Source organism: Sneathiella marina, from assembly GCF_023746535.1.
GTDB classification, from domain to species: Bacteria; Pseudomonadota; Alphaproteobacteria; order Sneathiellales; family Sneathiellaceae; genus Sneathiella; species Sneathiella marina.
The window spans coordinates 3,524,552-3,547,322 of sequence record NZ_CP098747.1 but is presented as its reverse complement, the minus strand read 5'-3'; the positions used below and the strand labels follow the sequence as shown (position 1 = coordinate 3,547,322).

The following is a 22,771-nucleotide window of genomic DNA, read 5'->3' as shown; positions in this document are numbered from 1 at the left end:
TATATATCTTACTCATATTTTATCCCAGACATGGTTAATGAAATCTCAAGGCTGTTGCCAAATATCGGCGAGGGAATATAGTGAATATTCGTTAGGCAAATTAAAATCAGGCAATAACAATGCAGGGTAACCGGATCGTGGTAGACTAAAACGAGGCGTCAACCCTTAGATTTGCAAAACGCGGCAACAAATATACTCTCATGAAAGGGGATGAAATCGGAACGGTTCCCAAAGGTACTTCAGATTCTGATAAACGTCATATCGGGTGCGAATAACCGCCTGGTAAGTATAGCCTCTCAGGTATCGCCTGCCGGATTGCAGATCTCTTCCGAGTGTATTTGGACCTAATCGAAAAAGAAGGGGATTAATATGGCGAAAAATGACTTCGCTCACAAATATGCCAGCTTCTCTTGGCCGCTTGTTTGGTTAGCGGACGTACATGACGTCATAACAGGAGAGTAAAGTAATGGTGCAATTGTCTGTTGAAAAAAATGGGTTTGTTGCTTTGGTGAGGTTTAATAATCCGCCGCATGGATATATGGACGGACAGACGGAAATTGAACTCGAAGCTTTTCTTGATGAAGTCGAAGAAAATGACGATATCCGATCTGTCGTATTCACCGGCGGTTTGGTAGATGTATTCATTCGCCATTATGATGTGTCCTTATTGTATAAGCGGAGTCAATCCATGACGGAAAAAGGCATGACTTTTGATCCTGCCCGACCCGTACCAGAAGCCATTTTACATAGATGTTTTCGCCGTATGGAAGAAATGCCGAAGGCGTTTATTGCGGCAATAAACGGGAGTGCCATGGGGGGTGGTTTTGAGCTCGCGCTAGCTTGTGATATCCGGCTTGTAAAAGAGGGTGCCTATGATCTCGGATTGCCTGAAATAAACCTGGGTATTCTACCCGGAGCAGGTGGGACACAACGACTTCCTCGATTGATCGGTGAATCCAGAGCCTTGGCATTAACGCTTCTTGGGCGCACTATGAGCCCTCGTGAAGCGAAGGACATTGGCTTAGCTGCCTATTGTGTGGAAGGCGATGTTGTTGCGAAAGCGATGGAAATTGCACAGGCTCTCGCCAGCAGGTCTCCACGTGCATTTTCACATATCAAAAAACTGGTCCGGGGCGCTGCCAGCAATTCAAGAGCTGAGGGTTTGGCGGAGGAGAGAACGTTGTTTTGCGATCTGATGGTCGATCCTCGCGCCCTGTTGGAAATGGCTGATATGGATGCGGAAAAACGTGATATCCGTGATCCCAACTTTACGGCTAGTGCGCCATCTAAGTAATGCGAATATGATCTGGAAGTGTGCCCTATAAGCAATTGGGAGGTTACTTGAAACAATTGGGACATAGTTGAAACACGATAGTAATTGAATTTAGCTCTTCAGAAAATCATGTGTATTGGAGAGAAATTTTTGCAAAGTATAAAATAAATGGCAGACGACATCCGCAGATGGCTGCATGAAGAAGGATTTGAAAAGCATATCGATGCCTTTTTGGAAAATGAGGTTGATATGGCGGCACTTCCATTCTTGACGGATAGTGATTTATCCGAGCTTGGCGTGCCATTGGGTAGCAGGCGAAAAATGATGTCATCCATTGCCCAATATGTTGCATTCCAGCAAGAGGGGAATGGGCGACCTTCAGATCTGCAACTCATTCACCGACAGGTTACAATTTTATACACGCAGATTGACGACGCCAATTTATCGCTCACTCAAGGTCCGGAAAAACTGCCCTCTCAAATGCTCGACAGTTGTTTCGAATGCGTCGAAACTATTGGTGCAGAGTTTGGGGGGACAATCGAGAGCCGAGCTGGAAATGCTGCCATGATCGTTTTCGGAGCACCGGTTGCGCATACAGATGATCCTGAAAGAGCGTTACGTGCCGCTCTTGAAATTCACCGTAGGGCGACAGCTTTTAAAGCCGCCTTTAAAGTCAAAATCGGAGTTGCCTCGGGACAGGTCGTTGCAGGGCATGAGAAGGAAGCTTCATATACAGTGACAGGGGATAGCGTGAATCTGGCTGTAAGACTGACGGATCTCGCTACGTTTCAACAGACACTTGTATCAGCCGCCGTCAAGAACGCATTAGGTGACCGTTTTCACGGAGAGCTACTCGGCGAAAAGATACATAACGGGTTGAAGAGCTCGGTTTCTGTATGGCGATTGGGGCGCGTTTCCAGCTTACGTGGCGCAAGTCCGTACGCTTTTGTTGGGCGTCGACGTTACTTACATCAATTTTCACTTGCACTGGAACAATGCGCGGAAGACAGGTCTGGCCAGATATTTCTTATCCGAGGGGAAGCGGGCATTGGCAAGACAAGATTGTCGGATGAATTTGGAAAACTAGCAAAGACAAAAGGATTTGCTTGCCATTCTGGCCTGGTTCTTGATTTTGGGACAGCAAAAGGGCAAGACGCAATTCGCTCATTGCTTAGAAACATACTGGAGATTATTCCTGGCGGTCGGAAGAAAGAGCGGCGAGAGGCGCTGGAGCGTGTAATTTCTCAAGGAATTCTCAATGAATCCCAGCGCGTTTTCCTAAATGATCTCCTTAATTTGCCGCAGCCTGCAGATTTGGGAGGTACTTATGATGCGATGGACAATGAAGCGCGCAATTTGGGTAAGCAAGAAGCTGTCGCTCAAATGATAGCGGCGATTGGACAAAAGAAACCTCTTATGCTGAAGATCGAGGATATTCATTGGGCTGATCCAGTAATTTTATCGCATGTCGCGCAGATCTACCAAGTGTTGGCGGATTGTCCGGTATTGCTGGTTCTAACGACGCGTAATAGTGGGGATCCTTTCACTAAACCACGAGCGAGGGAACTCGAGGGAATATCATTTACAACAGTTGAACTTTCCCCGCTAAATCCAGAGGAAGCCGCAGGCATAGCAAAGGCATTTCCTAATCTCAACAACCAACTAATTCAAACCTGTATTGCACGCGCTGAAGGAAATCCGCTTTACCTTGATCAATTGCTGCGTAACGCCCATGAACTCGAAAAAGATCAAATACCTGGGACGATACAGGGCATTGTTCAGGCACGATTGGACACCTTAACAACCCCAGATCGAGAAGCATTACAGGCGGCATCAATTCTCGGGCAGCGGTTCTCCATAGACGCAATTGAAGCCCTAATTGAGGCTGCAGATTTCGATCCGGAAAATTTACTAAAGAATGCATTGATAAAACCTGCACCTGCCGGATATCAATTTTCCCATGCCTTAATCCGGGAAGGTGTTTATGCATCGTTGATTGAAACCAGAAAGTTGGCGTTTCATAAGAGAGCTGCCGCATTCTATCAGGACGCAGATCCTGTTCTAAGGGCGGAGCATCTTGAAAAAGCCGAAGATACGACAGCTGCTTACGCCTATCTGGAAGCGGCCAAACTGCAACTGAGCGCTTTCCGGCCGGACGTGGCCTTATCCTTGGTTGAACGCGGACTAGCATTGTCGGTTGATGATACAATCAAATTTGAGCTTCGATACCTGCAGGGCGATTTATGTCGTCATCTGAGTGAAATCGATAAATCGATAAAATCATTTGAAAAAGCACTGGAGTTATATGATACCGAGGAGCAATTTTGTCGAGCACATGTTGGTTTGGCTACAGCATTGAGAATTGTCGATCGTTCTGATGATGCCTTGACCTGCCTTACTAAAATTCAGAATATTGCACTTAAAAATCGGTTCATTGAGATTTTAGCTGAAATTCACTTCTTGCGGGGGAACATATTTTTTCCCAGAAGCATGATTAAAGAATGCATGGAAGAGCACAAGATTTCTTTGCAATATGCGAAGGAAGTTGGATCCTTCGAGGGAGAGGCGCGGGCTTTAGGCGGATTAGGCGATGCGTCCTATGGTGCAGGTCGCATGCAAACCGCACATCAGTATTTCAAACAATGTGTTGAATTAGCAGAAAAACACGAGTTTACACGTATCGCGGTTGCCAACATGCCGATGATCGCCTGGACAGCTTTGTTTTTGAATAACCTTGACTTAGCAGTAAAGGTGGCAAAGGACGCAATTGAAAAGGCTGTTGCGACTTCCGATAAGCGCGCCGGCTTGATCGGCCATATGTGTTTGCTTGAGATTATGTTTTGCCAGCGAGATTTTGAAGGGATGAAGCTTCAAGGTGAACAGAGCCGCGAGGCAACATTGAAAATGGACTCTGCTCTTTTCCAGCCCGCTTCGATGATCTGTCACGCAAGATACCAATTCCATATTGAAAATGATCCAGCTGCGGCCATGGAGACATGCCGTACGGCTTTCAAGATTTGCCGTGAAACGGGTGAAGGTTTTATGGGTCCTTGGACGCTCGGAGCTGCAGCTCAGATTGCAACGGAGCAAAAGGACCGCCGCTGGGCACTGGATGAAGGTAACCGGATTTTACAATCCAGTGTGATCAGTCACAATTACTTTTTCTTTTATGCTTTTGCCATAGAAAGCTGTGCACTGCAGGGGGAGTGGCATGAGGTTATCCGCTATGCTGACGCATTGGAGAAAATCACGGCTCGCGAACCATTGGGATGGTCAAATTTTTACATTGAAGTCGGACGCTCTTTGGCTGATATCGGCGTAAACGGGAAAAATGCAAAGAACGTACAAAGACTCGAGGAAATAAAAGCTGATGCAGATGATTGCGGGCAGTTGGCGATGTCGGCCCTTCTGTCCAATGTGCTTGCGACATAACAGGTTAGCAATAAAATAACATATCAGGAGACAAACGCTTATAAGTCTTTTATTAGCTTAAGAAGGGATACACCTTCAACACCTGTTGCATCCTCAAATGAGGTGGCAAACGCTGGCTTCATTTTTATCTTTAGGTTTGCTATTTCACTATCTGTAGCCGCGTGAACCTTCATACCATTCTCTTTAAGTATTTGTGGTGCTGCTGCAGCTGAAATTTCAGAAGCATCTATGGCCCAAAGTGCTGCAGAATTCCCAGCCTCAACAATCGCGTTTTTACTTTTTTCGGATAAGTCTGCATACCAGCCGGCATTGACATAGCCATGGAATATTTGGCTATAAAGAGGCAGAACGGTAGCCTGATCTCGCAAAGAGAAGTATTTGTTAGTGATAGTCGACGAGAAACTGGCTAACCCAATATCAATTTCTTTTTCTTTTAGCGCTTCAAACATTTTTCCATTAGGAACATCTATGGGAATGGCTCCTAATGCGCGTAGACTGGCATCTGCTATGGGGTTAATTCCTTGGATTTTGGCTCCTTCGAAATCTGAGGGTTTTGATAGCGCTTTTCCGTCAGAAGTAAGCACCGTTTGCCAGCTTGAGAAAAGCCAAATGACATTTTTTAGCCCTTTGGAAAGAAGTTTGCGCTCCAAAACCGCAGCGGTTTCAGACCTATTCCATTTTTTTAGCTTATCTAGGTGGTCAAAGGTAAAAGGAGCCAGTGTTACGTCCATTAATGGAAGTTTATTGCCCCACTGCCTGTTTAGCGTAAATCCGCACTGGAAACCACCCGTCGCAACAGCGCTCGCATTTTTTTCGGGCGTTTCCAAACTACTCCCACCAAATACCTGAACGTCAATTTCTTCTCCGGACAATGCTTCGATCTCGGCCGCCCATTGGTCGATGACCTTCGAAATATGATGCTCAGGAGGCAGCTGATGGCTGCATTTCATGACATTGGGCACATCGGCGAAAGACATGCTGGTTGCGAAGGCTTGACTTAATAATATGCTGAGGAAAAGCAAACGGAGCTTTTTCGTCTTTGTGGTCCTCATCTAATAATTTCCGTCAAAATCTCAAACTCTGGGGAGTAATGCAAAACAGGAAAAACGTGAGAATTCTAATACAAATGCACGGTTTCCTAGGCGAACATAGCCCTTTTTAAACCACTATTCTAGAAGATTACACAAGAATTTTACTGCGATAACTTAATTATGCAGCAGAGGTTTCGGAGCTTGTCCATGAAACAATTTTCAAGTCTAGAACAAATATCGAATAAATAATCGGTACCAATAGGAGGGTTGTAAATGTCGCGACAGTTAGCCCGCCAATTTGCGCAAAGCATAATGGCTGCCACAATGGACCGCCATGTAGAGCCAGCGGGCCTAATGCAAATACGGTCGCTCCGACGGTAATCAAAACCGGTCTAAGACGAACAATCCCAGCATCAAGCAAAGCAAGTTCGAGGGGTTCCCCTTTTTCCCGCATTTCCTCAATAAAATCGAAAAGCACAATAACATGGCTGACAATGACGCCAATCAGAGCCACAATCCCAAGGAAAGCCATAAACCCGAATGGGCTCTTTGTGACCGCCAGAGCTATCAAAGCACCAATAATGCCATAGGGTACCGAAGCCAAAACAATCAACGGCTTGACAGCGTTACGAAACTGGAAAACTAGCGCGAGGAATATAAGGCCTGTCGAAATACCCATAACTTTTGTTAGTTGTTTAAAACCATGCTGGGCATTTGCCTGCTCGCCTGAGATTTCCATTTCAAATCCCGGTGGTAATCTATCTTCAAAAGCGGCTAAATCTTCATCAACCAATGCCATAACTTCTGATGGGAGGACACCTGCAAGGGGAAATGCGCGAACGTTGACGCTGCGGAAATGCTCAAGATGGCGAACTCTTTCGGTGTGAAGATCATACTGAACACGCGCAATTTGCTCGAGCGGTATCTTATTGCTGTTCTGGGAAGAAAATACATAAAGATTTTCTAAGTCTGAAACCTGGGCCCGTTCTTCTGGCTGTAAAATGGTTACAACAGGAATGTTCTTGTCGCCTCGTTGTAGTGTCGTTACCTCATTGCCATTTAGCCCGCCTGAAGAGGAGGCCGCTATGTCCTGATTTGTTACACCAGCCAGGAAAGCACGATCTGAATCTATTTCGAGTTTAAGACGCAAAGACTCCGGGCCCCAATCGTCCCGGGCTCTTGTTGCATTTGGTGCACTCCCAAGGATGCTGACAAGTTCTGCCGCCAACAGGCGCAATGTTTTGATTTCCTGTTCGGATTCCGCTCCTTCCGACTGGATAGCGGATTTCGCTGCAAGCCTGACTTCAATTGGATATGGGACCGGGTTTGTCTGTAACTGACGGACATCGATAATGGCGCCTGATACCCGCTCGCTTAATGCTTTTTGAAGCGGAACAATTAGTTTTGCGGTAAGATCCTTATCATTTACGCGCATGACCACTTGTGCGTAGTTTTGTTGATGAAGTTTCGGCGTGACGGAAAACCAAAACCGCGGAGCTCCGCCTCCTAGAAATGTTGCTATGGATTCAAGGGGGTCTCCACCGCCATCTGGCCCAAGTTGAACACCAAATTCCTCGGCAACCTCCTGAATGATTTTTTCGACTTTAACCACCACCTCCCGCGTCTCCGAAATTGTGGCATCGTTTCTCAAACGTACGTCAGCGTAAAATAGATATTGCACATCATCGGGGAAGAAAGATGTTTTTAGGACGTCCTTCAACGGAATAATGAGGGCGAGAAACAGAAAGGAAGTGACGAGTGCTTTTTTGCGGTGATTTATGAGGAAGCTACCAAGCCGAAAATATAATCCTGTAAACCCCTTTTCCCGACGCTCTTCCATTGTCCGCTCGCGCTTCTTCAAAGGACGCAGCAAATAATACCCAAGAAAAGGAAGAAAGCTCATTGAGACGAGGCGGGAGCATATTAAAGCAGCAGCCATCACTACCGGTAAACTATAGAGAAATTCCCCAGTATTTCCGGATAATAGAAGGAACGGTAAATATGCAACGACATTGGTAATTGTAGCGAATAAAATTGCTTGCGCCAATTTGGTTGGCCCGAGCCACGATGCCAGGCTTCTCGGTTGGCCGGCCGCTAAACCCCTCTTAATAGAATCACCGGCAACGACAGGATCGTCAATAAGCAATCCGAGTGCTATTATGAGTGTCGCAATTGATACTTGTTGTAGCTGAATTCCGAGTAAATCAATAACCCCGAATGTCATTGCCAGAGTTATCGGAATGCAGAGCATCATAAGTAATGCAGAACGCCACTCCCAAAAACCCAGTAAAGAGATTATGACCACTAATACAACAGCTTCAATCAAGGCTGTCATAAACAGGTCGATATTCTCTGCAACTTGCTCCGGTTGATTGGAAATGCGCTCGATAACCAGATCTTCCGGAAGGTGTTGTTTGGCCGTTGACAGAGATGCAGTTACAGCGTCGCCAAAATCTGCGATTTGGCCGCCGTCTCTCATTTGAATGGCGAGTGAAATGGCTTTTCCTCTATGCCATAGGCCATCCGCATCTCGCCAGTTGTAGAAATTCAAGAATTGAGGAGGATCCACATATCCGGGAACGACATTGCCAATATCTCGTAGATAGACGGGTGCACCAGCCGGGGATTGGCTAAATGCGGTGTCACCAATTTGATCAGGGTCTGTATATTGACCGCTTGGCTCGACAAGTATATTTGAGCCGCCTGCATGGAATTCGCCGCCTGACACATCACTATTTCGAGCAGCAATGGCGCCATTAATATCATTTGGTGTCAACCCATAGGAGGCAAGCAAGTCTTGGGAATATTCGAGATAGATGCGCTCGTCTACAACACCGGAACTATTTACGGATGTGACCAATGGAATTGTTTGCAACGTTCTTGTTATCAAATTCGAAAAGTCGTCCAGGTCACGATAACTATATTTGTCACCGGGATTGGCTTGCAGCAATGAGTTGGTTTTGGTTGGATCGTCGATAATTACTATGGGCCAGGCGTCTTCATGAAAATTTGATTGTGCGAGTTTTGTTTCTAGAAAACTATGAAATTGGCGGCTAATTTCGTTTTTTGATGCGGAACTGATGAAATCCAGACCTAAAAAGCCTGGCCCCTGCAATGATTGCGCATTTTTTATGACATCATTTTCTTCAAGATAATCTTTTAGTAATTTCATATGGCGGGCAGGTGTCGCCAAATTGATGTCACGTGGCATAACGACGATTAGGGATTGCCGAGTGCCTTCTTCCGGCGTTCCTTTATTTCGTCGGGCGGATTTGATCGCCGCCTCTATATCCCGGGCACGCAACGAAATCTCCACGGGGCGTTCGGTCGGGCTGGCTATGGTGAGCAAAATAGCGGCAGTATTTCCAAAATTGTCATTGAACGAGATGGTGCCAGCACCTGCAGGCAATGTTTCCGACAGGGCAATCAGGTTGAGGTTTATTTCGTTAAACGCCGCCGTCGTCTTACTTAATGAATCGGAAAGTTGTATTTGGACAACGGAAAGGTTCGGCATTGTCAGCGACTTAATGGCAAATTTCGAAGGACTGGTTTCTTGCAGCTTCGAGCTCTTTGCGACATTTTCTTCCACTTGCCGGGTGATGAGCTGCTCAATTTTTGTGGCGTCCGCACCGGGCCAACTTGTAATTGCCGTCGCAACGCGGACAGGAATGTCAGGGTCTTTTGCCTTTGGCATCGACAAATAGCCGTAAGCTCCCCAGATCAGGACAGCAAATAGCAAAATCCAAGAAATATGGCGATTTTCTGTGAAGTAGCGTGCCGTGTTTTTTGTTTCGGTTATATCGGTCACAGGCAATTCTCCATCCCTCTGATATTAGGTAGGGTCACGGAATAATCGAAACCTGTTCGCCGTCGGTGACAAGGGTTGCCCCGCTGACGATAATCTGATCTGACGGTTCTACACCTTTCAGGACAGCAATATTGTTTCCATAGACCTGACCTAATTCTACATCGGTAAGTTTTGCGATTGTCTTGCTTCCATCGGAAGTCGTGACGAAAACTGCATAACCTTCTTTGCTGTCTTTAGCCGCGACCACGGCAGAAAGCGGGATGAGTGCCGCTGTTTGTGTTGCACTGGATTTTGCGACATTGAGCGCCGCGATCATGCCGACTTTCAAGGAGCTATCTTCATTTTTTGCTGTCACTTCAACGTCGAAAACGCGCGTGTTTGTATCTGCTGCAGCAGAAATTTCCGTTATAGTTCCTGAAAAAATTCGATCCGGAATAGACTGCGTTGTGAAGGATTGATTTTGCCCCAATTTCAAGGTGCTTGCCATAGTATCCGGAACGCCAAAGGCAATTTTCACGGTTTCCGTATCTGCAATAACAAACCCGACAACACTTGGGGATACAAGGGAACCGACATCCACATTACGCTGAATAATGACACCATGGATTGGCGCCTTAAGATTATAGTCTTTTTGGTCGTTTTCTGCGCTTTTCTGAGCGGCTTTGGCGCTTGAAAGACTGGCAACAGCAGTTTCGTATTCTTGCTTGGCCGCATCATAGTCGGGGGCTGTCATACTGTTGGATTTGTACAGTTCCTGTGCGCGTTTATAATCTTCATTCGCCTTGTTCAGGTTTGCCTGAGCTGTGGCGACTTGAGCACCCGCTTGCTTCGTATTATTTGCAGCATCCTTGTCATCAACAATGGCCAGAACGGTGTTTTTAGCAACAATATCGCCGGACTGAACAGGGCGGTCTTTCCCGCTGGCGTCTTTTTCCTGCAACAGGCTCGTTACATACCCGGTTACCTTAAAGGATAGATTGACTTGAGAATTCGCTTCTATCGTCGCGGTATATCGAACATCCTTTGTCAAATTTTGCGAGATTATGGCCTGGGTTCTGACAGGAGTGATCGGCTTTTTCGGTGCTTCGTCACCAGAGTCGCACGCCGACAGTAGGAAAAGGCAGCAACATATACCCGCTGCCTTTAGAAAATTGGCGAGCATCTATTCCTCTCCCAAGTCTTTTTCTAGTTCTGCGCTGGCATTCCAGACGGCAAGCTCTGCTTTGTGGAAATTGTCGTTAGCGACGGACAATTCAGATTTCGCATCTAGGAGGTCATCCAACAGGATCGCGTTTGCTTTATATTGATTAGTACTAACCCGTAATTTTTCAGCGGCGGCTTTTTGTGCAAGCTTTGTTACGGGCACCAGTTCCTTGGCTACTTTAAGGTTCCGTATATCTTCGCTGATTTGCGCCCGCACTTGATCTTCATTGTCACGCAGGGAATTTTTAGCCTGACTAAGTGCTCGCTTGCTTCCTGATAAATTACTGTCGTTTTTACCCCAGGTGAAAAAATCCCATTTGGCAAACAGTCCCACATAGAGGCTCTCGTCTGGAATAAATTCAGTATGTTGGGATTTTCCATAGCTGGCGACCAGATCGAGATCAGGGTAATAATCCGTCTTCTGGATTTCCACATTGGCTTCCGCCACTTTTATCTGCAATCTGGCTTCTGCTGTTTCTGGACTATTGGCCAACGCCTGCTCTTCGGCGGTCTGTTCTGAATATCTCACAAGCGGATCAGCAAATGCCATGCTTACACTGAAAGCTGTCGAAATATCCCGGTCCAAGAGGGCATTAAGTTGTTGTTTACTGGTAACAATATCATTTTTCTCTGAAACCAAATCATGCTTTGATGATGCGAGCTCGGCTTGGGCATTGAGAAGTTGATATTCAAGTTCCGTTTTTTGGGCAACCTTATCAACCAAAATATCTACCAGCTCAGAATAAAAGGCGATCGAACTCTTGGTTGACTCTATGGAACTCTCGTAACTCAGGATTTGATAATAAAGCTGCTTAACCTGCCAGGAGACAGTTTGCCGGGTTCCACGCAGCTGCTGGCGGGCAATATCCTGCTCAAGTTTAAGCTTTTCGACATTCAGGTTAATTTCATAAAGCTGGATAAGGGGTTGTTTCGCGGTGATCGAATAATGGGTGCTAAACCCGTCCGTCGTTCCAATTTCCACATTGTTGGAGGGGACGGGGTCACCGCCAACAGTTCCCAAGGACCCTTGTTCAAATGTATATTCATTGTCTTCGAAATTATGGTATCCGCGTACGCCGGCACTTAATTCTGGATAACGATTGGCGCGCATTGCGTCTGTTTGATCGCCAACCACGTCAACTTGAATATTCGCGTTTTTTACCTGCAGATTTTGTGCCCGGACGATATTCAGCGCCTGTTCCAACGTCATAAGAGGAGCATCATCTGCAAGGACAGGTAGAGCTATCAGACTCAAAGATAGAACAGCCGATGATAGAATGCGTAGAAGACGTGGCATACTGGCTTTCGCAAAATTGTTATATGCATCTATGGAAAAACCATAGCCATTCCCACTTTCATTGTCAAAATGATATGAGCTATGAGGCTTAGTCTCGGGTTATCAATATGCGACAAGTTAGTGATGTCGAAGCAAGTAGCTTTGAGGCAAAGATTGTCGGTATTTTAAAGACGAGAAGCAGATAAATTGATAAGGTCCGGCATTCTAAACACCCTTTTTCAAGTAATAAGCGAAATATATCATGCTGCTAGACAGTCCTACAGATCTTCAGGAAAAAGATGCGCCCTTGCGAGAGGATATTCGATTGTTGGGTCGATTGCTTGGCGATACTGTACGGGCCCAAGAAGGAGAAGAAATATTCGATCTGGTCGAAGCCATCCGCCAGAACTCCATTCAATTCCATAAAGAAAATGCAGAGGGCGCCAAGCAGGATCTGGAAGATATCTTGAACCGCCTTTCGACGGAGCAAGCAGTCCTGGTATTGCGCGCGTTTAGCTACTTTCTGCAATTCGCAAATATTGCCGAGGATCAGCACCATGTACGTAGAACCAGATTTCATGAGATCGCGGGATCTGCACCTCGGAACGGGTCCATGGCAAGCGCCTTAATGAAGGCAAAGAAGTCGGGTGTATCTGATGCAGAGCTAAAGGCCTTTTTCAAAACGGCGCTTGTCGTGCCGGTGCTAACCGCCCACCCGACGGAAGTGCGCCGCAAAAGCACGATGCGGCGTGAAGCTAATATCGTGGAAATACTGGATAAACGGGAGTTCAGGAACTGGAGCCCTCAGGAGGTTTCGAGTATTGATGATGAGCTTTGTCGTGAAGTATTGACTATTTGGCAAACGGATTTGCTACGTCGGACTAAGCTTCAGATTGTCGATGAAATTCAGAACGGGTTATCTTATTACGATCAGACATTTTTGACGGAACTTCCGAAATTTTATACATCTTTGGAAAAATCCTTAGCCGACCTTGGCATACAAGTAGATGGAAAGTCGATTTCTCCCTTTTTACGTATGGGGAGCTGGATAGGTGGTGACCGAGACGGAAATCCCTTTGTAACATCGGATGTTTTAAAAACCACATTGCAGCGTCAAAATGCTCATATTTTAACCCATTATCTTGAAGAAACACATCGCTTGGGAAGCGAGCTTTCATTATCGACAAATGTTGTTCATATGACGGATGCTTTGTTGGAACTTGCCGAAAATTCCCCAGACCGTTCGCCGCATCGGCAGGGAGAGCCATATCGTCGGGCGATTTCCGGAATATACGCGCGGTTAGTCGCGACCTTAATTGGGTTTGGATCTCCCGCGCCAGCCCGAGCTCCAGTCGGTAAAGCTGCAGCTTATGGATCCGCCGGGGAGTTCCTGGATGACCTGGATGTGATACAAAAATCATTGATAGCAAACGGCTCGAAACTTATCGCAGACGGCAGACTAAAGCATCTTCGGCGGGCCGTTGAATGTTTCGGTTTTCACCTTGCCACCCTGGATTTGCGCCAAAATTCAGATATGCATGAGCGGTCAATTGGTGAGCTTTTCGATGCCGTCAATCCAGACACCCGATACGTAGATATGGACGAAGATGAACGCGTCAAACTTTTGATATCCGAGCTGGCGTCTGGGCGGCCGTTACTCCGGCAATACTGGTCTTACTCCGAGGAGACGAGTTCAGAGATTGCAATACTTCAGTCGGCGGCCTCTGCACAGAAAACGTATGGCGAGGCAGCAATTACAACGGCCATCATTTCGAATACACAATCTGTTTCGGACTTATTGGAGCTTGCTATTTTATTCAAGCAGGTCGGAATGATTTCATCCGAAGGCACCAGTAAAATCAACATTGTCCCTTTGTTTGAGACAATTCCGGATTTAAGAAATTGCGTACCCATTATGGATACCTTGCTTTCGATTCCCGAATATAAACGCTTGCTGGCAAGCCGGGGCGGTATTCAGGAGGTAATGTTAGGATATTCGGATAGTAACAAAGATGGCGGATTTGTCACTTCCGGCTGGGAGCTATACAAGGCGGAAACGGGTCTGATAGAGCTGTTTGCGCGCCATCAGATTGGTTTGCGGCTCTTTCATGGCCGGGGCGGTACCGTTGGACGTGGCGGAGGGCCAAGTTATGAGGCCATATTAGCGCAGCCGAAGGGTGCGGTTCAGGGGCAAATTCGCGTTACGGAGCAAGGGGAGACAATTTCATTTAAATATTCCTCTCCCGCAATTGGTCGTCGCAATTTGGAAAGCCTGGCTGCTGCGACCTTTGAGGCAACATTATTGACCCCAGAGGTGACCGACAGCATACCACCTCATTTTCTGGAAGTAATGGAAGATTTATCTGCAGAAGCTTTTAAAGCTTACCGCGGACTGGTATATGAAACAGACGGCTTTGAAGACTATTTCTGGGCTTCCACCGTCATCAATGAAATTGCGACTTTGAATATTGGCTCCCGACCTGCATCTCGAAAGAAAACAAAGCGGGTACAGGATTTACGTGCAATTCCCTGGGTTTTTAGCTGGGCGCAATGCCGGCTCATGTTGCCGGGATGGTATGGCTTTGGCACCGCAGTTGACACCTGGCTTCAGAAAAATCCAGAAACCGGATTAGCGACGCTTCAGGAAATGAACGCGAAATGGCCCTTCTTTAATACCCAATTGTCAAACATGGACATGGTGTTGGCGAAAAGTAATATTGCCATTGCTTCCCGGTATGCGGAGCTGGTACCGGATGTTCAATTGAGAAATAATATTTTCGGGACTATTTGCAACGAATGGCAATCGACGATAAATGCTTTGCTAAAGATTTCGGGGTCGGAGCAATTGCTTCAAAAGAATCCACTTTTAAAACGCTCGATCCGAAATCGGTTTGCGTATCTGGATCCGCTTAATCATATACAGGTTGAGCTTTTGAAGAAAAATCGTCGTGAAAAAAGCAACCCTAAAGTATTAAGAGGCATTCATATTGCAATCAATGGCATTGCTGCGGGATTGAGGAATAGTGGCTGACTTATCAAGAAGCTTCGTCGGTCTCAAAATCTGCGGGTAGCGTTATCTCGATCAATTCCAAATCGTCTGAATGTTCGATTTCTCTATGAACGATTCCAGGAGCCTGGTGGACACAAGACCCGCGTTTCAGGAGGACTTCGCCTTCACCTTCATACCAAAATTTTACCCAGCCTTTCAAAATATAAACCATTTGAAATTCCAGGGTATGAGTGTGTTTGTCGCCGACTGCGTGGGCTCCTGGAACTGCTCGAATGACATGGGCGCCAAACTTGCCATTAGTCGCGTCTTTGATGCCAAGGTCACGGTATTCAAAAAAGCCACGCAAGCCATCTCCGGCAAATTCTGTATCGTCTTCATGGGTGATTGAAAGTTTCATGTTCTTCATCCTAATTATTATGCCGGAACTGCGCCCGGTTCTTTTGTTCGCCAAAGTAAGAATGCCATTATTAACATGTTTAACATATTCCAGGCGATACCATTAACAAATGCTGCCTGATAGGAGCCCGTAAGGTCGTAGATCCATCCTGAAATCCAACCACCAAGCGCCATGCCAACGACGGTCAGCATGATAACCAGACCAACACGTTCGCCAGCTTCCTTTGCCGGGAGATATTCTCGAACGACAAGAGCGTATCCTGGAACGAGTCCACCTTGCGATAATCCAAATATAAGAGACACCACATACAAAGACATCAATCCATCAAAGGGAATATAAAGGAACAGCGCCAGACATTGCAGAAACGAGCCCAAAAGAATTGTCCGGATACCCCCGATGTAGTCAGCGAGAATTCCTGAGGCCAATCTACTGAGGATACCCCCGATCAACATGATTGAGAGCATTCCCGCCCCAGCGGCAACGCCATATCCGAGATCAGCACAATAAGCAACAATATGGACCTGAGGCATGGACATGGCGACACAGCATCCAACACCTGCAACGCCGAGTAATATCTGGAGCGAGCGTGGGGATAGTTGAATAAATTTTAATCCTGACAAATGCTGGACACTGGTTTCACCGATATCAACATTTTGCTTTGGTACCTTTCGGCGAAGCAAAAAAGCCATCGGTAGCATTATGACAAGGGACGCAAGGCTTGCGATAAGATAGGCATCCCGCCATCCGTCGGCGGCAATAATATCTTTCAGTAAAAATGGCCAAATCGCACCGGCAATGTAGTTTCCACTTGCCGCCGCAGCGACAGCAATACCGCGCCTTTTCGCAAACCAATGGGATATGTCCGCAATTAACGGGCCGAAGGCTGCCGCGGATCCGATCCCAACGAATATCCCCTGATAAGCTGCAAATGACCAAATGTTGCTTGCCTGAGAGGTCAATGCAAATCCGGCCGCTAGCATCAATGCCGCAACAGCCATGGGGATTACAATCCCAAATCGATCAACCAAGCGCCCAAGCACAAGATTACCGATGGCAAAACCGACCATGACGGTTGTAAACGGAAGTGAGGCGTCCGATCTGTCGACACCAAATTCACTTTGTACGGACGGTAGCACAACAACCACGATCCACATTCCCGCACTTCCAACGATAGAAATCATAACGGACATAAAAAGGCGGAGCCAGGAATAGCTACTATCCAAAAAAGGCGCGCCTGTATCTAGGGAAGGAGACTGCATGTATTTTTGATAGCCTTGTAAAAGGGGAGGCGGATCGACAATCAGGTTATCAAACCGTTTTTATGAAACCAGCATAACGTATTCAAAAGAAGCCTGTCTAATTAATACGATTTATGTTGGACAATAAGTAGGTTGCCGAAGATTAAATGCTATTTATCATTATTTGTATATACAAATTTTTCTTGACTCCATTTTAGTGCCTCTCCTAATGTGTATATACAAATGCAATCGGGGAGTAAAAATCAATGACACCAAAAATTAAAGGGCTGGCTCTTGGCCTTATTATGAGCGTAGCAGCAACTGCAGTATGGGCCGATACTGTGAAAATCGGAATGAATGTGCCACAAACTGGTTTCGCCGCGGCGGACGGCTTGTCGGCTCTAGTCGGCGCTGAGTTGGCAGTAGAGCAAGCAAACGCCGCCGGTGGAATTAACGGCAAGATGATTGAACTGGTCGTATATGACGATCAAGCCTCTCCAAAACAGTCGGTTCCCATAGCAACAAAGCTTATTGAAAAAGACGAAGTCGTTGCCGCGGTTTCCGGAAGTTACTCTGGCGCGACACGGGCGGCTGCAGGTATTTTCCAAAGTGCGGGTGTCCCATACATCGCTGCATATGCAGTACATCCTGAAATAACAAAATCTGGTGATTATGTGTTTAGGACATCGTTCGTTGGGGAAGTTCAGGGGCGTGCGGGCGCAAAACTCGCGGGCGATATCCTGGGCAAGAAACGAGCTGTTGTCATTACTCTCAAAAACGATTTTGGCAAATCGCTGGCGGCAGGGTTTAAAGAAAAAGCAGGTGATTTCGGCGTTGACGTTGTAAACGAGTATGAATACTCAATCAAGGACCGTCAGTTCGGCCCGATTGTCACAAAGGTGAAGTCTGACAACCCAGATGTTATTTACGCATCGGGCTATTTCTTTACAGCAGGACCACTGGTGAGCCAACTAAGGTCGGCTGGAATAACCGCCCCAATTATTGGCCAGGAAGGCTATGACTCGGAAAAATTCATCAAGATTGCGAAAGCTGACGCGGAAGGCGTGATAATTACGACATCACTGGATCGCGATTCCAAATCTGCCGAGACTGTGGATTTCATCAAGGCCTTTGAAGAGAAGGCCGGATACAGCGCGGATATGGTCGCGGCTTCTGGTCATACAGCCATTAAAGTTTTAGTCGATGCGTTGAAGAAAGCCGGCACTGGTGACGCCGCCGCTCTTCGTGACGCCATTGCACAGACAAACCTGACTGCGTCGACGGGGACTATCTCATTTAACGATCTTGGTGAGGTTCAAAAAGATGTTCAAGTTCAAGTCGTGAAAGATGGTGCCTGGCATCATTACGCTATTATCAGCGATGAGAAACTACTGGCTCCGCCAACCAACTAGACCCCTTCAGAAGGAGAAGATTTCGTCTTCTCCTTCTTTCTTTTCCGACTTTTCACTTGATACTACGACGCTGTCGGAGGGCGGGTAGATGCTGTTTGTAGATCTGTTATCGCAGGGCCTTATACAGGGAAGTATTTATGCCCTGATCGCGGTCGGACTGACCCTTGTATACGGGTTGCTGCGCATACTGCATGTTGCGCATGCAGGCCTTTTTACACTGGGTGGATATTTTGGTGTGCTGATCACTAACCAAATGGGAAGCTTTACCCTGGCGCTTGCTGTTTCAATGGTGTCTGTCGGATTGATCGGAATGGCAATATACCGGCTTTGCTATCAACCGATTTTAAATAAGCCGCCATTTGTTGCCCTGATTGCCTCCATCGGGCTTTTTATCGCCATGGAGGAAATATTCCGAATAGTCTTCGGACCCTTTGGTTTGTCGTTTGACAATCCGCCTTTGCAGGAAAATATCGCAGTCCTAGCCATGAATTTTAAGGCAGCTGAGATCCTGATGTTTTTTGGGGCTATTTTTCTGCTGGGTGGATTAGCCATAATCGCCGGTAAAAGTAGGTTTGGGACCGCGTGGAAAGCAACCGTAACCGATCCGGAAATGGCCGAATCCTTTGGTATTGATACAATCAAGGTCCGGTACGTGAATTTCTTTATCGGATCGGCTTTGGCCGCCGCCGCCGGAGTGATGGTCGCGCTTCTCAACAATCTGGTAGAGCCGACAATGGGGTCCGTTCCCAGCTACAAAGCTTTGGCGATTATTGTTCTGGGCGGACTGGGCGATGTTCGCGGGACCTTGATTGCAGCACTTGCACTCGGTGTGATCGAAGCTTTTGGCACAATTTACCTTGGGGAATATCTGGATCGTGACGCCATCGCTTTCGCGTTTCTTATTCTTGTTCTTATGGTGCGCCCACAGGGCCTGTTCGGAAAGGCTGCGTGATGTTCGGATTGGGTGCTTATGAAATCACACTGCTAACGACTGTTGGAATTGCAGTGACAGTCGCGCTTAGCTTGAACCTTATCACTGGCTTTTGCGGTCAAATTAGCCTGGGGCACGCTGCGTTCTACGGGATTGGCGCCTATTGCGCAGCCTTGATGACCAAAGCAGGTTATCCTTTTGCTTTTGCTGTCGTCTCTGGCGCTGTCCTGAGCACCGTGTTCGGTCTTATTGTGGGTCTTGCGTCGCTTCGGGTACGAGATGACTTTCTCGCGATCACAACCATGGGCGCAGGATTTCTGTTTTTGGGAGTTGTCGGGCAATGGGATTTCGTTGGAGGTGAGATGGGGATTGCCGGTATCCCGGATATAGGGCTTGGTAAAACCGCCTTTATGGCGCTGACGCTCTTGATCGCCGGCCTCACAATTATCTATAGCCTCTACTTAAAGCGATCGTGGCTTGGCTTCGTTTTTGACGCTGTTGCGGCGGATGAGGATACGGCACGGGTTCTCGGTCTCAACGTCTCCCGCTACAAACTGGTTGCGTTTGCCATGGGAACAGCGCTTGCTGGCGTTGCCGGGGCGTTTTATGCACATCATATCCGGTTTATCGATCCGGATAGCTTTGGTTTTATTGAAAGCATTTCGATCCTGTCCATGGTGGTAATCGGTGGTATTGGTTCTGTCTGGGGAGTTGTTTTCGCGGCAATTGTCCTTAGCTTGTTGCCGCAATGGTTCCAGTTTATTGATGACTACAAACTACTGGTATATGGCGGGCTGTTATTTGTCGTTATGCGATTTAGCCCAGGCGGTATCGCTGAAATTGCGCAGAAACTGTGGTCGCGCTTCCGGCCCGAAAAATCTTCTAAAATGGAAGGGGTGCAATAATGGCAAGATTACTGGACATTAAAAATGTGACTGTAAGGTTTGGTGGTGTAACGGCAATTGACGATGTTACTTTCCATCTTGACGAAGGTGAGCTTCTTGGATTTATCGGGCCGAATGGAGCCGGAAAAACGACCATGATGCGGGCCATAACCGGCGTCGTGACACCGCAAGAAGGCAGTATCCAGCTCATGGGCCAGGAGCTGATAGGCATGCCCATACATGCACGGATCCGAAAGGGTATGGGGCTATCCCAACAATTAGTACGTCCACTTCATAATCTCACCGTTCTCGATAATGTAGCTCTGGCTGCCGGCTACCGGAAAACAGCTAATCCGCTTGCCGCCCTTTTCAAGACTGATAGACGGGCAGAGCGGGCAACAGCGCTCAAAATATTGGACCGTGTGGGCATAGCCGACGCGGCAAACGCCGAACCCGCCAATCTTTCACTCGGATATTTGAAGCGCCTGGAAGTCGCCCGGGCTTTGGCACTCGATCCAAACGTCGTTCTACTGGATGAACCTCTGGCTGGTTTGAACCATGCGGAAGCTGAAAAACTTGCGGATACCATACAGGACCTGCAAAGCGATAATATGACCATTATCCTAATTGAGCATAATCTGGGCGAAGTAATGCGTATCTGTACAAGATTGGTGGTTCAGGATAATGGTCGGAAAATTGGAGATGGCGCCCCGGAGGTCGTTATGAAAGACCCCATTGTACGCCGCGCCTATCTGGGCGAGGAGGGTGACAATGCTGCAGCTTAAGGGTTTTGCCTGTGGATATGGTGAATTTACGGCGGTGGATAATCTCGATTTGACTGTTGAGGCAGGCAGTGTGTTTGCCTTGATGGGGCCAAATGGAGCTGGTAAATCATCAACGATAATGTCCATAGCGGGTCATGTGCAGGTCAGCCAAGGATCCGTATTGTTTGACGGTGAGGATATTACCCATCTTCCAGCCCGGCAGCGTGTACATATGGGTATTGCCGTCGCACCGGAGGGCCGACGGCTTTTTCCGGATTTGACGACTGTTGAAAATTTGACCATTGGTGGATATTCACGGCCCAAAGAGGAAGAAAAAGGAAACCGGGAGCGTGTATTTGACTTGTTCCCCCGGCTGGCCGAAAGAGCTGATCAGTTCGCCGGGAAAATGTCCGGTGGCGAGCAGCAAATGTTGGCAATTGGCCGGGCATTGATGGCGAAACCCAGACTTCTGATGATCGATGAAGTCTCTCTTGGCTTGATGCCAAAGGTGATTGATATGTGCTATTCGGCGCTGGACAGTTTGAGAAGCGAGGGGATTACGTTGCTGTTTGTTGAACAAAATACGGCGCGCGCCCTGGAAGTTGCAGAAGATGTCTGTGTGCTGGAATCAGGAAAGACAGTTTGGAAAGGGTCAGCGGCGGACGCCAAAGCGAACCCAAAACTTCTCGACGCATTTCTCGGCCTTGCAGAAACGACAACAGACGGGAATTAACTGCAAATCCGCAAAAAGACCCCTCTTTAAGTGTTTGAATCCCGAGCGGATCAAGTTAAGCTTCCTGGGATGGATTTTCAGGAAATACGAGACTATTTACTGTCGGGGTGGGATCGGGTTGTCGAGCATGGCACCGATGTTGATGTACTTGCGCAGGTCGCGGTTGTCCTCATTGGTTTTTGCATTGCCTATTTTGCACAAGGGCGTGTTCAGGCAGGGTTAAAATCATTAACCGGTAATTTCCAGCCTCAATCTCCTTTTTTCCGGGCCATTGAAATACTGTCGGGACTCGCCCTGCCTCTTCTTTGGCTGATTATCGAATTTGTCATTCTTGCGATTTTTCAAGGAGTCGGACCACCTTCCGTTATCCTGAGTGTTACCTGTTCTTTGTTGAGCGCCTGGATCCTGATTAATATCGTGACCAGCCTTGCTGAGAATAAGGTTTGGGCAAGGTTAGTTGCCATTTGTATTTGGATAATCACAGCTCTTAGTATTCTTGAACTCCTCGAACCAACTCTGGTTTTCTTAAATGGACTTGCCTTCAATCTGGGTGAAACCAGAATTTCCATGCTTGGAATAGCAAAAGCAATTGTTGCTGGTATCGTTGTTTTCTGGATAACCTTTGGCCTCTCCCGATTTTTGGAAGCACGCGTAAATAAATCCAAAGCGCTCACACCTTCGGTTCAGGTACTGACGTCGAAATTAATCCGAGTTGGATTGGTTTCAGCTGCAATCCTGATCATATTATCCAATTCCGGTATCAATATTACGGCCTTTGCGGTTTTTAGTGGTGCGCTTGGTGTCGGCATTGGTTTTGGCCTGCAAAAAATCGTATCCAATATCATCAGCGGAATTATTTTGTTGCTCGATCGCAGCATAAAACCGGGTGATGTGATTGAAGTTGGCGCCACATATGGTCGTGTTCATACCATGGGAGCACGATACGCGTCCGTAATCACACGGGATTCCATGGAATACCTGATCCCCAATGAAGATTTAATTACGCAACAGGTTATCAACTGGTCCTATAGCTCGAAGAATGTACGTTTGCGGGTTCCCATAGGGGTCGCCTATGACGCCGATATACCCAAGACCATTGCGCTTATTGAAGCGACTGCCGCCGAGGTTTCCAGAGTGCTGAAAGATCCAGCTCCGAAATGTTTGATGCGTGGGTTTGGAGACAGTGCTATTGATCTTGAATTAAGGTTCTGGATTGCCGACCCGGAATCTGGCTGCCGAAATGTTTCCAGCGAAGTTTTGGTGAAACTGTGGCAAGCATTTAAAGAGGCCGGTGTGGGTATACCCTTTCCGCAGCGTGACGTACGGGTGGAAATGGTTAATCAAGATCCATCGCATTCTTAACGGGGACGAAAGTATAC

Annotated in this window: 15 protein-coding genes; 9 read left to right on the top strand and 6 right to left on the bottom strand. The window is 47.2% G+C overall.

Annotated features, from left to right (window positions below; all coding sequences use genetic code 11):
* Positions 1-466 precede the first annotated feature (466 nt).
* Both NBZ79_RS17115 and NBZ79_RS17110 read left to right on the top strand, forming a co-directional pair.
* The gene (locus NBZ79_RS17115) at positions 467-1,294 is read left to right on the top strand and encodes an enoyl-CoA hydratase/isomerase family protein (RefSeq protein WP_251933791.1); all 828 of its coding nucleotides are present in this window, start codon (positions 467-469) and stop codon (positions 1,292-1,294) included.
* Between the two features lie 147 nt (positions 1,295-1,441).
* Positions 1,442-4,705: an AAA family ATPase gene (locus NBZ79_RS17110; RefSeq protein ID WP_251933790.1), complete on the top strand. Its 3,264-nt coding sequence runs from the start codon at positions 1,442-1,444 to the stop codon at positions 4,703-4,705.
* Between the two features lie 38 nt (positions 4,706-4,743).
* Here NBZ79_RS17110 and dctP read toward each other — a convergent pair whose 3' ends face one another.
* The 4 genes from dctP to NBZ79_RS17090 all read right to left on the bottom strand — a co-directional run bounded on the left by dctP (position 4,744) and on the right by NBZ79_RS17090 (position 12,044).
* Complete coding sequence (gene dctP / locus NBZ79_RS17105) at positions 4,744-5,757, bottom strand: TRAP transporter substrate-binding protein DctP (RefSeq protein ID WP_251933789.1); 1,014 nt, start codon at positions 5,755-5,757, stop codon at positions 4,744-4,746.
* 157 nt (positions 5,758-5,914) lie between these two features.
* Entirely contained in the window at positions 5,915-9,544 is a 3,630-nt protein-coding gene (locus NBZ79_RS17100; protein ID WP_251933788.1) for an efflux RND transporter permease subunit, read from the bottom strand.
* A 34-nt stretch (positions 9,545-9,578) separates the two neighbouring features.
* The gene (locus tag NBZ79_RS17095; protein WP_251933787.1) at positions 9,579-10,706 is read right to left on the bottom strand and encodes an efflux RND transporter periplasmic adaptor subunit; all 1,128 of its coding nucleotides are present in this window, start codon (positions 10,704-10,706) and stop codon (positions 9,579-9,581) included.
* Complete coding sequence (locus NBZ79_RS17090; protein ID WP_251933786.1) at positions 10,707-12,044, bottom strand: TolC family protein; 1,338 nt, start codon at positions 12,042-12,044, stop codon at positions 10,707-10,709.
* A gap of 241 nt (positions 12,045-12,285) precedes the next feature.
* Here NBZ79_RS17090 and ppc point away from each other — a divergent pair, with 241 nt between their 5' ends.
* Positions 12,286-15,054 carry a phosphoenolpyruvate carboxylase gene (gene ppc / locus NBZ79_RS17085; protein WP_251933785.1) on the top strand — a complete coding sequence of 923 codons (2,769 nt, stop codon included), beginning with the start codon at positions 12,286-12,288 and terminating at the stop codon, positions 15,052-15,054.
* A 4-nt stretch (positions 15,055-15,058) separates the two neighbouring features.
* On the opposite strand, the gene NBZ79_RS17080 is transcribed toward ppc, so the two are convergent.
* Together NBZ79_RS17080 and NBZ79_RS17075 are read right to left on the bottom strand one after the other, a co-directional pair.
* On the bottom strand, positions 15,059-15,430 hold the full coding sequence (locus NBZ79_RS17080) for a cupin domain-containing protein (protein WP_251933784.1): 372 nt from the start codon (positions 15,428-15,430) through the stop codon (positions 15,059-15,061).
* A gap of 17 nt (positions 15,431-15,447) precedes the next feature.
* Complete coding sequence (locus NBZ79_RS17075) at positions 15,448-16,689, bottom strand: MFS transporter (protein ID WP_420854549.1); 1,242 nt, start codon at positions 16,687-16,689, stop codon at positions 15,448-15,450.
* A gap of 245 nt (positions 16,690-16,934) precedes the next feature.
* On the opposite strand from NBZ79_RS17075, the gene NBZ79_RS17070 reads away from it, so the two are divergent.
* The 6 genes from NBZ79_RS17070 to NBZ79_RS17045 all read left to right on the top strand — a co-directional run bounded on the left by NBZ79_RS17070 (position 16,935) and on the right by NBZ79_RS17045 (position 22,754).
* Entirely contained in the window at positions 16,935-18,080 is a 1,146-nt protein-coding gene (locus tag NBZ79_RS17070; protein WP_251933781.1) for an ABC transporter substrate-binding protein, read from the top strand.
* Between the two features lie 88 nt (positions 18,081-18,168).
* On the top strand, positions 18,169-19,032 hold the full coding sequence (locus tag NBZ79_RS17065; protein ID WP_251933779.1) for a branched-chain amino acid ABC transporter permease: 864 nt from the start codon (positions 18,169-18,171) through the stop codon (positions 19,030-19,032).
* Complete coding sequence (locus NBZ79_RS17060) at positions 19,032-19,916, top strand: branched-chain amino acid ABC transporter permease (RefSeq protein ID WP_251938100.1); 885 nt, start codon at positions 19,032-19,034, stop codon at positions 19,914-19,916. The genes NBZ79_RS17065 and NBZ79_RS17060 overlap by 1 nt, the downstream gene beginning before the upstream one ends.
* Positions 19,916-20,680, top strand: a complete 765-nt coding sequence (locus NBZ79_RS17055) for an ABC transporter ATP-binding protein (RefSeq protein WP_251933778.1) — start codon at positions 19,916-19,918, stop codon at positions 20,678-20,680. The genes NBZ79_RS17060 and NBZ79_RS17055 overlap by 1 nt, the downstream gene beginning before the upstream one ends.
* Complete coding sequence (locus tag NBZ79_RS17050; RefSeq protein WP_251933776.1) at positions 20,667-21,392, top strand: ABC transporter ATP-binding protein; 726 nt, start codon at positions 20,667-20,669, stop codon at positions 21,390-21,392. Before NBZ79_RS17055 ends, NBZ79_RS17050 begins: the two co-directional genes overlap by 14 nt.
* A 30-nt stretch (positions 21,393-21,422) precedes the next feature.
* Positions 21,423-22,754 (top strand): mechanosensitive ion channel family protein, encoded by a 1,332-nt coding sequence (locus NBZ79_RS17045; RefSeq protein ID WP_251933774.1) that lies wholly within the window; start codon positions 21,423-21,425, stop codon positions 22,752-22,754.
* Positions 22,755-22,771 lie beyond the last annotated feature (17 nt).